This window comes from Pseudoxanthomonas mexicana (assembly GCF_001556105.1).
Lineage (GTDB): Bacteria > Pseudomonadota > Gammaproteobacteria > Xanthomonadales > Xanthomonadaceae > Pseudoxanthomonas_A > Pseudoxanthomonas_A mexicana_A.
The window spans coordinates 1-11,901 of sequence record NZ_LSIF01000085.1; the positions used below are offsets into that span (position 1 = coordinate 1).

9 protein-coding genes are annotated in these 11,901 nt (G+C 67.8%); 5 read left to right on the plus strand and 4 right to left on the minus strand.

The window, feature by feature from the left end:
• From AX730_RS15070 to AX730_RS15085, 4 genes are all read left to right on the plus strand, one after another.
• On the plus strand, positions 1–1,135 hold a 1,135-nt coding region (locus tag AX730_RS15070), incomplete at its 5' end, for a cryptochrome/photolyase family protein (protein WP_062357908.1).
• A gap of 59 nt (positions 1,136–1,194) precedes the next feature.
• Entirely contained in the window at positions 1,195–2,655 is a 1,461-nt protein-coding gene (locus AX730_RS15075) for a WS/DGAT/MGAT family O-acyltransferase (RefSeq protein WP_062357910.1), read from the plus strand.
• A gap of 108 nt (positions 2,656–2,763) precedes the next feature.
• Positions 2,764–3,438, plus strand: a complete 675-nt coding sequence (locus AX730_RS15080; RefSeq protein ID WP_062357912.1) for a YiaD family glycine zipper/OmpA-like lipoprotein — start codon at positions 2,764–2,766, stop codon at positions 3,436–3,438.
• Positions 3,439–3,581: 143 nt separating this feature from the next.
• The gene (locus AX730_RS15085) at positions 3,582–5,945 is read left to right on the plus strand and encodes a Tex family protein (protein WP_062357913.1); all 2,364 of its coding nucleotides are present in this window, start codon (positions 3,582–3,584) and stop codon (positions 5,943–5,945) included.
• A 43-nt stretch (positions 5,946–5,988) separates the two neighbouring features.
• On the opposite strand, the gene AX730_RS15090 is transcribed toward AX730_RS15085, so the two are convergent.
• The 3 genes from AX730_RS15090 to AX730_RS15100 all read right to left on the minus strand — a co-directional run bounded on the left by AX730_RS15090 (position 5,989) and on the right by AX730_RS15100 (position 9,953).
• Positions 5,989–6,804: a hypothetical protein gene (locus tag AX730_RS15090; RefSeq protein ID WP_062357915.1), complete on the minus strand. Its 816-nt coding sequence runs from the start codon at positions 6,802–6,804 to the stop codon at positions 5,989–5,991.
• 30 nt (positions 6,805–6,834) lie between these two features.
• Positions 6,835–7,731 carry a hypothetical protein gene (locus AX730_RS15095; RefSeq protein WP_062357917.1) on the minus strand — a complete coding sequence of 299 codons (897 nt, stop codon included), beginning with the start codon at positions 7,729–7,731 and terminating at the stop codon, positions 6,835–6,837.
• 179 nt (positions 7,732–7,910) lie between these two features.
• On the minus strand, positions 7,911–9,953 hold the full coding sequence (locus AX730_RS15100; RefSeq protein ID WP_198147214.1) for an N-acetylmuramic acid 6-phosphate etherase family protein: 2,043 nt from the start codon (positions 9,951–9,953) through the stop codon (positions 7,911–7,913).
• 147 nt (positions 9,954–10,100) lie between these two features.
• Between AX730_RS15100 and AX730_RS15105 the strand changes: the two genes are divergently transcribed.
• The gene (locus tag AX730_RS15105; protein WP_062357921.1) at positions 10,101–11,417 is read left to right on the plus strand and encodes an exo-beta-N-acetylmuramidase NamZ family protein; all 1,317 of its coding nucleotides are present in this window, start codon (positions 10,101–10,103) and stop codon (positions 11,415–11,417) included.
• Positions 11,418–11,422: 5 nt separating this feature from the next.
• Here the strand turns inward: AX730_RS15105 and AX730_RS15110 are convergent.
• The coding region (locus tag AX730_RS15110) for a hypothetical protein (protein WP_232310276.1) at positions 11,423–11,901 on the minus strand (479 nt) is incomplete at its 5' end.

An 11,901-nucleotide genomic window follows, 5' to 3' on the forward strand; every position in this document is an offset into this window, starting at 1 on the left:
GTTCTGGAACCGGAAGTACGAACCCGCCACGCAGCCGCGCGACGCCGCCATCAAGCAGGCGCTGCGCGACCAGGGGCTCCGCGTGGAGAGTTTCAACGGCAGCCTGTTGATCGAGCCGTGGGATATCGCCACGCAACAAGGCCAGCCCTACAAGGTGTTCACGCCGTTCTGGCGTACGGCGTTGACGAAGTGGCGGGTGCCGTCGCCGTGGGATGCGCCGTCACGGCTGCCTGCGGTGGATGCCTCCCTCGGAGGCGAGGCGCTCGAAACACTGTCGTTGCAACCGCGCCTCGGTTGGGATGCCGGTTTCTGGAACGCGTGGACGCCCGGCGAGGCGGGCGCTCGGGAGGCGCTGGAGATCTTCGTCGATGGCGCGCTCAACGGCTATCGCATCGGTCGCGATCGCCCCGACCGCGCCGGCACCTCGCGCCTGTCACCACACCTGCATTTCGGCGAGGTCGCGCCTTGGCGCATCACCGCCGAACTCGAGCGCGTACGCACCGCTGCCAACAGTGCCGACATGGACGGCTACATCCGCGAACTCGGCTGGCGCGAGTTCGCCTACCACCTGCTGCACCATTTTCCGCAGACCACCACGCAGAACCTCAATCCGCGTTTCGAGCATTTCGACTGGGCGAAGGTCGATGCCGTCGACCTCGCCGCGTGGCAGCGCGGTCGCACCGGTGTGCCGATCATCGACGCCGGCCTGCGCGAGTTGTGGACGACCGGTTACGTGCACAACCGCGTGCGCATGATCGTGGCCAGTTACCTGACCAAGCACCTGCGCTACCACTGGTCGCACGGAGCACGTTGGTTCTGGGACACGCTGGTGGACGCCGATTTGGCGAACAACACACTCGGCTGGCAATGGGTGGCCGGCACGGGCGCCGACGCCGCGCCTTATTTCCGCGTGTTCAATCCGGTGACGCAGGCGGAGAAGTTCGACCCGAAAGGCATCTATATCGCGCGCTGGGTGCCGGAACTGGCGAACGTCCCGGTGCCGCTGCGCTTCGCGCCGTGGCAGAAGCCCGATCTCCTGGCGAAGCTGGCACCGGACTATCCGCGCCATCCCATCGTCGATCTGGCCACGGGCCGTGATGGCGCGCTGGCGGCCTACCGCAAGACCGGCGACTGAGCCGCGTTGACGCCTTTCGCCGCCGCGTGCTTCACTCGGCGCGGGAGAGGAGGGCAAGCATGGCCACGAAAAAGGCGCCGGCAAAGCCGCGTCGCGAGTCGATGTCGCGGGTGGATACGGCCTGGTTGCGGATGTGTCGTCCGACCAATCCGATGATGATCACCGGCGTGCTGATGTTCGACGAGCCGATGACGCTCGACACGCTGAAACGGGTCATCAAGAAACGCTTCCTCGCCTATCCGCGCTTCCTTCAGAAGGCCGTCGATACGCCGGCGGGAGCCTCGTGGGTCACCGATCCGGACTTCGACCTCGACTGGCACGTGCGGCTGTCCGCCCTGCCGGGCCGGCATGATCCGAAGTCCGAGAAGAAGGCGCTGGAACGCTTCACCAGCCAGATGGCGTCCACGCCACTCGACAAGACCAAGCCGCTCTGGCAGTTCCACCTGATCGAACGTTACGGCACCGGCTCGGCGCTGGTCGCGCGCATCCACCACAGCTACGCCGACGGCATCGCGCTGGTGCAGGTGCTGTTGTCGCTGACCGATACCAGCCGCAAGCCCGACGCCGGCAAGGACCTGCGCTCGGCCTGGCTGAAGAAGGACGGCGCGGAGGTCGTGCGTCGCGTCGGCGCCATCGACCGTTACGTACAGATCGGCGGCAAGGTGCTCGGCAAGGGCATGGAGATGATGCAGGACCCCACGCTGGCGACGATGCTGGCGAAGGAGGGCGGCGAGATCGGTCGCGAACTGCTGCATGCGCTGTCGCTGTCGGACGATCCGCCGACCCTGCTGCGCGGCAAGCTCGGTGTCAGCAAGCGGGTCGCCTGGGCAGAGCCGCTGGACCTGGAAGAAGTGAAGGCCGTCGGCCGCGCCTGCGACTGCACCGTCAACGACGTGCTGATGGCCGCAGCCGCCGGTGCCCTGCGCGGCTACATGATCGAACGCGGCGAACAGCTCGACGGCGTCACCCTGCGCGCCACCGTGCCGGTGAACCTCCGTCCGCTGGAGCATGCCAAGAAGCTGGGCAACCACTTCGGCCTGGTCTTTCTTGATCTCCCGGTCGGCGAAGACAATCCGATTCGCCGTCTTGAGCGCGTTGCAGGGTGCATGCGAGACCTCAAGAATTCACGTCAAGCCATTGTTGCATTTGGGCTTCTTGCGGCACTTGGTATGGCGCCTTCGGCCATCCAGAGCGTCGCGCTCGAGCTGTTCTCGCGCAAGGCGACAGCGGTGGCCACCAACGTCCCAGGCCCTCAGCAGCCTCTGTACATGGGCGGCTCGCGTCTGCGGGACATGATGTTCTGGGTGCCACAGACAGGCTCGATCGGGATCGGTGTGTCGATCCTCAGTTACAACGGCCGCGTGCACTTCGGCCTCATTGCGGACGCCAAGCTGGTTCCCGATCCGGATGCCGTGATCCGCCGCTTCGGCCCCGAGTTCGACAAGCTGCTGTACCTGTCGCTAATGGGGAACTGGGAGCAGACGTTGGATGCGCCCGCTGCCAGCGCGCTGTTGTCCTGATCCTCGCCGCCACCTGAATGAACAGGGCTCAAATCGCATGAAGTGAACATTCCGGTGGGTAGGCTTGCCCCCGTTCCGCGTCACCCCGCAGGCCACACAGGAGGATTCATGAATACGATGCTGAAGACCGGCGCCCTTGCGGCCCTTACCGTCACGATGCTGGGCGGTTGCGCCAGCTATACCGGCCAGACCAACGACCCCAATGATCCCAACCGCACCCAGCGCGGCGCGCTGATCGGTGCCGGCATCGGCGCGGTCGCCGGCCTGCTCAGTGGCGGTGACGCCACCGAACGCCGCCAGCGTGCGCTGGTCGGTGCTGGTGTCGGCGGACTCGCCGGCGGCTCCATCGGTGCCTACCAGGACCGCCAGGAAGCCGAGCTGCGCCGCCAGACCGCCGGCACCGGCATCGACGTCAGCCGCGACGGTGATGTCATCAAGCTCAACCTGCCGGATGGCGTGACCTTCGATTTCGGCAAGGCCGACCTGAAGTCGCAGTTCTACCCGGCGCTCAACAACGTCGCGGCCACGCTGCGCGAGTACAACCAGACCATCGTGGAAGTCAGCGGCCATACCGACAGCATCGGCACCGATGCCGTGAACCAGCGGCTCTCCGAACAGCGTGCCGCGTCGGTCGGCAACTACCTGATCGGCCAGGGCCTGCAGCGCGAGCGCTTCGAGATCGTCGGCATGGGCAAGCGTTACCCCATCGCCAGCAACGACACGGATTCGGGTCGTGCGGCCAACCGCCGTGTCGAGGTCCGCGTGCTGCCGGTGCGTTCGTAACCGGCATCGCGTCCATGCAGTGAAAGAACGGGTCGCGAAAGCGGCCCGTTCTGTTTGGGCCTGTCAACCCGTTTCCCCGGGCGCCATCCGTTGCGACAATCGATGTCCCACCCGGTCCATCGGGTTTTTCCAGTACGGACGCAATGCAAGACCGCAATCCCCAGATCGCCCAGCACATCGCCGCCACCATCGCCGCCGAGATCGGCGCGCAGACCGCACAGGCGAAAGCCGCCATCGCGTTGCTCGATGAAGGATCCACCGTGCCCTTCATCGCCCGCTACCGCAAGGAAGTCACCGGCGGGCTGGACGACACCCAGTTGCGCAACCTCGAAACGCGCCTGACCTACCTGCGCGAACTGGAAGACCGCCGCGTCGCCGTGCTCGCCAGCATCGAAGAGCAGGGCAAGCTCACCGACGAACTGCGCGCCGACATCGAAGCCGCCGACAGCAAGGCGCGCCTGGAAGACCTGTACCTGCCGTACAAGCAAAAGCGCCGCACGCGCGCGCAGATCGCGCGCGAGGCCGGACTGGAGCCGCTCGCCGACGGCCTGCTCGCCGATCCCACCCAGGTGCCGGAAGCTGCGGCCGCCGCCTACATCGATGCCGAGAAGGGCGTTGCCGACGCGAAGGCCGCGCTCGACGGCGCCCGCGCCATCCTGATGGAGCGCTGGGGCGAGAACGCCGCGCTGGTCGGCGAGCTCCGTGGCTGGATGACCGACGTTGGCGTGATCCGCGCGAAGGTGGCCACCGGCAAGGAGAACGAAGGCGCGAAGTACCGCGACTATTTCGACCACGCCGAATCGCTGGCGAGGATTCCGTCGCACCGGCTGCTGGCATTGTTCCGCGCGCGTCGCGAAGAGATCCTGCTGCTCGACCTCGATCCCGGCATGGAGGCCGAGGCCGGCCATCAGCAGGCCGAAGGTCGCGTCGCGGTGCACGCGGGTGTGTCCGCGCAGGGCCGCGCCGCGGACAAGTGGCTGCTGGATGCCTGCCGCCTGACCTGGAAGGCGAAGCTGCACATGCACTTGCTGCTCGACCTGTTCAACCAGGCGCGCGAGAAGGCCGAAGCCGAGGCCATCACCGTGTTCGGCGACAACCTCAAGGACCTGCTGCTGGCCGCGCCCGCGGGACCCAAGGCCGTGCTCGGCCTCGACCCCGGCCTGCGCACCGGCGTGAAGGTCGCCGTGGTGGACCGCACCGGCAAGCTGGTCGATACCGCGACGATCTATCCGCACGAACCCAAGCGCCAGTGGGACCAGTCGCTGCATGTGTTGCGCGCGCTGTGCACGAAGCACCAGGTCGACCTGATCGCGATCGGCAACGGCACCGCCAGCCGCGAGACCGACAAGCTGGCCGGCGACCTGATCAAGCAGGCGTCCGAGTTGAAGATGGACAAGATCGTGGTCAGCGAAGCCGGCGCGTCGGTGTACTCGGCGTCCGAGTTCGCGGCGAAGGAGTTCCCGGACCTCGACGTCAGCATCCGGGGCGCGGTGTCCATCGCGCGCCGCCTGCAGGATCCGCTGGCGGAGCTGGTCAAGATCGAGCCGAAGGCGATCGGCGTGGGACAGTACCAGCACGACGTCGACCAGTTCCGCCTGGCGCGTGCGCTGGACGCGCGCGTCGAGGATTGCGTCAACGCGGTCGGTGTCGACGTCAATACCGCCTCGGCCGCGCTGCTGACACGGGTGTCGGGGCTTTCGTCGACCGTGGCCGAGAACATCGTGCGCTTCCGCGACGAGCACGGCGCGTTCCGCAGCCGCAAGGCGCTGCTGGAGGTGCCACGCCTGGGCGAGAAGACCTTCGAGCAATGCGCCGGCTTCCTGCGCATCGCCGACGGCGACCAGCCGCTGGACGCCTCGTCCGTGCACCCGGAAGCCTATCCGGTGGTCGAACGCATCCTCGCCGGCAGCGGCCGGCAGGTGAAGCAGATCGTCGGCGACCTCGTGTTCCTGCGCGCGGTGAAGGCCGAGCAGTTCACCGACGAGAAGTTCGGCGTGCCGACCATCCGCGACATCCTCAAGGAACTGGAAAAGCCCGGCCGCGATCCGCGCCCCGAGTTCAAGGCCGCGCGCTTCGCCGACGGCGTGGAGGACATCAAGGACCTGCGCGAAGGCATGATCCTGGAAGGCGTGGTCAGCAACGTCGCCGCGTTCGGTGCCTTCGTCGACATCGGCGTGCACCAGGACGGCCTGATCCACATCTCCGCGCTGGCCGACCGCTACGTGAAGGATCCGCGCGAGGTGGTCAAGGCCGGCGACATCGTCAAGGTGAAGGTGCTGGAGGTCGACGTGGCCCGCAAGCGCATCGCGCTGACGCGCCGCCTCGACGACACGCCCGCGCCACAGGCGCCGCGCGAGGCCCGCAACAACGATCAACGTCCGCCGCGTGGCCCGGATCGCGGCAACCCGCGTGACCAGCGGCGTGGTCCGTCGCCTGCGAAGGCTGCCGTTGCGCCGGCGGACAACGCGCTGGCCGCGGCATTCGCCCGCGCCCGCGACAAGCCCTGAGGCCAGCACGGGACATCGGCAGCCGCCGATGTCCCGTTCCCCATCAGCGTTTCTTGCCCGTCTTCTGCGCTGCAGCGTGCTTCGGCACGGAAGCCAGCAGCTCCGCCGATGCGACCATCGATTCCAGTGCGCGTTTCACGCCAGCACCAACGCCTTCCTGCAACACCTTTTCGATCTGCTCGCCTTCCAGCTTGCGCACCGACTTTTCGTCGGGCGAGGGGAAGGCTTCGCGCAGCGCCACCAGCGCGCTGCCAATCGCGATGTCGAAGAGCTGGGTGCCGTCCAGCCATTCCACGCCATCGAACTTCTCGTGCAGCGGACCCGGTTCCGGCCACCACGGATCGATGTCGGGGATCAGCGGCGGCAGCCGTTCGTACAGCAGGTCCAATGCCAGCCGTACGCCCTGGCAGCGCCCGGCGAAGCGGCCGAGCACGTCACGCGCATGCTGGCCGATCAGACGGATCGAACCCAGATCGAGCTTGGCCAGCGGGATGTCGGTCGTCGTCAGCACCGCTTCCATCACGCGCTCGTCCCACAACAGCGTCCAGTACAGGCGCGAGTTCATGCAGCGGATGCGCTCGGGCCGCGACAGCCACACGGCGAGGTTGCGGTAGTAGGACTTGATCTCTTCGAAGTGGGTCTGGCCGCTCGCCGACGACAGGAATCCGTTGCGCCATACATGCCCGGGTGCCAAACCGCTGTCGTTGAACAGTCCAACCAGGTTGACGTTGACGAAGTGGTGCCACGTCGCATCGGCGACCACGCGGCCGATGCCGGCGCGGTGGCCGTCGTAGGCGCAGATGCCGCCGAAGGTCTGAGAGTGCGTCGGATCCTTGCCGGATCGCGTGCCGCCGAGCACGCTGTTGGTGGAAATCAGCTCCGGCAGCGGTCACGGGCCGCCGTCGATGGCGGCGGGATACTCCGCTCCCAGGGCGCCGCCGAAGTTGAGGTTGGCACCGGTTGCGGAGGGTTCGACGCATTCGCCTTCGTGCGGATGATCGGGCATGACCCGGATCACGCCCCGCGGTCCGCACAGCAGCGGATGCGGGTAGGTGTAGCGGAACAGGCCGTTGCGGCGCGAGTACATGCGCGGCTGGATGGTCTGAGGTACGTCGTCGGACTGGTCCTCGAACGAGGATGCGCCCGGCGGCCGATTGGTGTCGTTGCGGCGCGGGCCGCCCATGCTGACTTCATCCTCGCCACCGACGCCGGGCGTGGACTGCCACAGGCGCATGCCGCGTGCACGCGGTACCGCATGGCACAGTGCCTTGCCCAGCGCGCCGTGGTCACCGGTGGCGAACACGCCGCCGCCGGCATTCATGAACTGGGTGAGTGCGCGCAGTTCGTTGTCGGACAGACGGTCCGACGGATAGCCGGCGCCGCGGCCGCCGTAGCTGGTGTTGAAGCCGAACAGGAACACCGTGTCGTACATGCCAGTGCCGAAGTGCGCAGCATTGTCGAACTTGATGGACGGGATGCGCTGGGCGATGCGGCTCTCGCCCGACATCAACCGCGTGCCGGAGACGTTGTCGATGTGCGCCAGCGTGATCTCGAAGCGCGCGTGACGCCCCGGCATGGCGAGCAGCGAGCGCACGAAAGTGGAGAGGCCGAAGTCGGCTTCCGAGAAGTCCAGCGTACCGTCCGCGACCAGCAGCAGCTTGACGGTGCAGGGGCGGAGGAAAGGCCAGTAGATCTCGGGGTTCAGGCGCCAGTCGTCGCGGAAACGTTCGCGCAACTCCAGATGGCGCAGGTTCTCGAGCGTGATAGGTGTATCGATGATGGGCATGATGCTGTCCTTGGCGTTGTGGCTGGGGATCCCTCCTGCATGAAGGACAACGCCCGCACCTCGACACGACGGACACGCAACACGACGCGCTGCGCCCTGTTCACGAAAAATCAGGGTTTTCCTACGGCCTTTCGTCTGTCGATGCCGATGGCGTCATCGGCATCACGTGAGCAAGCGCATCAACGCGTGGTGTAGGGCGCCAGGTAGCGATTCAGGCCTTCCGCACGCAGGCGTGTCGCCGCGGCGGTCCAATCGACGGAGGCGCCGGTCTTCAGCGCTTCGAGCACCGCGACCACCGACAGCTCCACTTCCGGCAGGCCGGATGCACCGGCGGCGTTGCGTCGCTGTTCGATGGCCTCGAACAGCACGGCGTTGGCGTCTGCGTACGACAGCGGTGCGGTGGTGCCATGTGCGTCGCGCCACGCCGGTGTTTCCAGCACGCCGTTGACGTGCGACAGGATCAGCCACGTCGCGCGGCCGATCAGTTTCAGGTTGCCCGGCTGCACGCTGGTCATGGTGTTGCCGACCACACGGCCGCGCTTGGCCATCACGCCGGTGGAATGCGCGTTGAGCAGCATTTTCAGCACGATGGTCTGGTTGAGTTCGAAGGCATCGCGCTGCGGCACCGTTACCGCGATCACCGGCACCGGACGGGGCAGGGCGGCGACATCGCGCAGCACGCCCGACTCCAGCGGACGCGCGGATACGGAGAACAGCACCAGCTCCGCGCCTGCCGCGGTGGCGGCCTCCAGCCACTGCCGGTTGGCCTGCTGGTGCGCTTCATCCCCCAGCAGGATCAGCGCACCGGAATCGCCAGCGGCCGGCGCGTTGCGTTGCATGTTTGCTGGGGAATACGACAGGTCGTACAGCGCCTGCTGTTCGTCGCCCGCATTGGCCAGACCGCGCAGCGCGGCCTCGCGAAGGTAAGGATCGGGAATACCGGTTTCGAACGGCGGCAGGTACAGCGCCTTGTCCAGGCCGTGGAACGGCCGGTGCAGCAGCGCCTGCCATGCCTGCGATGCATCGGCGGCCGGCGTCCACACCTGGATCCACGAGCGGCGCTCGGTCGCGTTGACCGGATCCAGCGGCCCCAGGCGGAACGTCGGCGCGCGCTCGGTCACGTCCACAAACACCGGCATCAATGCCCGTGTCGCGAGGTAGGTGCTGCGGTGTCCGCCGGCGTAGCTGGCGGCCTCGCGGTTTGTCCACGCGGCGAGCTTGGGTGCGGCGGCGGCAGCGGTCTGCTGCAGCGTGGTAAAGCCACGCAGGCGGTCGGCGATGCTGGCCTCGCCGAAGCCCAGCGCTGAAAGTTCGTCGGCGGTCAGTGCATCGCGCAGCAACGTGCGCGTGGCGTCTTCCAGCACGACGCCGAGCACGTACAGGCTGGTCGTCGTGGCCTGCATGCGGGTGGAACCGGTGATCGCCTGCGGCCCGGTCGGCAGTGGAACCTTGGTGATGCGCGCGTCGTCCAGCACACGACGGCTGCGTTCGAACGGGCGCAGCACGTCATCGGGATTGTTGTAGACGAACCACGTGCGCCGTGCGTCGACGCCGGCCTGGTCGGCGGCGGCGAGTGCGGTGCCGATCACCGCGGAGGTCTCGCCGCCTTCGGTGACGGCGAACACCAGGTCCTGCGGCTGGATGCCGTTGTCCTGCAGTTGCAGGCGGCCGATCTCGGGAATGTCTTCGAAGCCTTCCAGCGACGCGATCAGCGCGCGATCGCCGCCGGTGATCTCGCCGCGCACGCGCTCGCCCAGCCCGGGGTAGCGCGCCTCGATCTTCGCCATCAGCGGCAAGGCCGCCGTGCGTTGCCAGAACGGGCGCCACAGGCCGCTTTCGATGGTCTCGGCCAGGCGGCCGGTGGAGCCGGTGCCGTAGAAGTACAGGCGATGGCCCTCGCGCAGCGTGCGGGTGATGTCGCGCGACGCGGCCTCCAGCGTGGCGAGCCGCGCGGGATCGTCGGCCACGCCCAGCAGTGCCTTCGCGATGTCTTCGTCCACCGCCAGCAGCGAAGCCAGACCGTCGGCCGTATCCGCGGCGATGCGAGCGCTCAGGTCGAAGTTGCGCGGATGCCGCTGTTCGGTCAGCAGGCTGTGCAGCTGGAACGGCTGCTTGTTCGCCACGAAGTCCTGCGACTGCGCCGACGGCGACACGCCCAGGCGGTTCGATGCCGGCTGGGCCGCTGCGGGGGCCAGCACGCCGGCCATGACAAGGAAAGACATGCTGCGCATGATGCGTTTCGCCGTACGGGACATCGGATCCCTCACCTGACAACGGAAGAAGGCGTCTGCACCGGCGGATATCCCCTTGCACGGTGACGGACGCAGGCTGCTATCGTCGCGACAACCATAGCAAACGGTGGTGACACTATGCGCCGGTTCCCTCGTCCGCTGCATGCTGCACTGCGCCCCACGGTGCGCGGCCTGATGCTGGCGCTGCTCTGCGCCGGTGCCGTGGCACCCGCGCTGCCAGCGGAACCAACGGTGGGTGAATCCGCCTGCGACTGCGCCGTCGCCGCACCGCGCCTCGGCATCGACGTGCTGCTGGAGGAGCGCCTGGACCTGCTGCGCGGCAAGCGCGTGGGGCTGGTGACCAATGCCACCGGCGTGGACGCACAGCTGCGCAGCAGCGTGGATCGCTTCGCTGCGCAACGGGACTTCAAGCTGGTGGCACTGTTCGGTCCAGAACACGGCGTGCGTGGCGATGTGCAGGCTGGCGACAAGGTGGCGTCCTCGCGCGATGCCGTCACCGGCCTGCCGGTGCACAGCCTGTACGGCGACCACCGCGAGCCCACGCCGGAGATGCTCGCCGGCATCGACGTGCTGGTGTTCGACATCCAGGATGTCGGCACGCGCTTCTATACGTATCCGTACACGCTGGCCGGGGTGATGCGCGCGGCCAAGCTCGCCGGCATCCCGGTCGTGGTCACCGACCGTCCCGATCCGATGGGCGGCGTGCTGGTCGAAGGGCCGGTGCTGGATCCGGCGCTGGCCTCGTTCGTTGGGATGTTCCCGATGCCCCTGCGCCACGGCATGACGCTGGGTGAGCTGGCCACGCTGTTCAACACCGAGTTCGGCATCGGCGCTGAGCTGCACGTGGTGACGATGCAGGGCTGGCAGCGCGGCGACGAACCGCTGCACGGCGCGCTGCCGTGGGTGCCGCCGTCCCCCAACATGCCGACGCCCGACACCGCGCTGGTCTATCCCGGCACCGGCCTGCTGGAAGGCACCAACGTGTCCGAAGGACGTGGTACCACGCGGCCGTTCGAGACACTGGGCGCGCCGTGGGTCGATGCGCCAGCGCTCGCCGCACGCCTCAACGCGTTGAACCTGCCCGGCGTGCGTTTCCGTCCCACCTGGTTCACGCCCAGCTTCTCAAAGCATGCGGGCGAGGCGTGCGCGGGTGTACAGCTGCACGTCACCGATCGTACCGCTTTCCGTCCGGTGCGCACCGGCATCGCCGTACTGAAGGCGTTGCACGACCAGCATCCGAAGGACTTCGCCTTCCTGTCCGGCGACCCGCCGTTCTTCGATCGCCTGGCCGGCGTGCCGTGGCTGCGCGAGGCCATCGCGCGCGGCGACAGTCTCGACGCCATCGAAGCACGCTGGCGGCTGGGGCTGGTGGAGTTCGGCATCCTCCGCCAGCGTTACCTGCTGTATCCGGCGCCGTCAGCCGCGCAGGACTGACGCGCTCAGCGCGCCTGCGTGTCGGCCCATGTCGAGGTTTCGCGGCGGCCGCCGTAGGTGCTGTCCACCGGCGGCAACCACAGCTCCAGCACGCCGTTGACTGGCTGGAAGCGCGAGGGCAGCGGTGCGATGGCGATCGGATTGTCCTTCCCGTACCAAGGCTCGATCTGCTGCTGGACCCAGGCGGCGAGCGCCTCGGCGCAGGCCTGCCGTCCCGGCAGGTCGTGCACGATCAGCGTCGGCGTGCGGTACGGCGTCGGCGGCCGCGCCTTGCGTGCCGTCGCCGTGCTCACCACGTTCTCGATGCCGTGCACGCGCACGCCGCTGCCTGCACCCGGTGCCCCGACCAGCGCCGCGCGTGCGCGGGTGGCTTCGTCGTAGACCTGCACGTACAGCGTGCCGTCGCGGTCGCCTTGGCGGCACGCCTGCAGGCTGGTATCGACCGCTGGAGGCGGCGGAGGCGGTGGCACCGGCAGGTCCGTGC

Coding starts and splice junctions, on each gene's coding strand:
- AX730_RS15075 (WP_062357910.1), top strand. CDS start 1,195: ATGGCCACGAAAAAGGCGCCGGCAAAGCCGCGTCGCGAGTCGATGTCG.
- AX730_RS15080 (WP_062357912.1), top strand. CDS start 2,764: ATGAATACGATGCTGAAGACCGGCGCCCTTGCGGCCCTTACCGTCACG.
- AX730_RS15085 (WP_062357913.1), top strand. CDS start 3,582: ATGCAAGACCGCAATCCCCAGATCGCCCAGCACATCGCCGCCACCATC.
- AX730_RS15095 (WP_062357917.1), bottom strand. CDS start 7,731: ATGCCCATCATCGATACACCTATCACGCTCGAGAACCTGCGCCATCTG.
- AX730_RS15100 (WP_198147214.1), bottom strand. CDS start 9,953: ATGTCTTTCCTTGTCATGGCCGGCGTGCTGGCCCCCGCAGCGGCCCAG.
- AX730_RS15105 (WP_062357921.1), top strand. CDS start 10,101: ATGCGCCGGTTCCCTCGTCCGCTGCATGCTGCACTGCGCCCCACGGTG.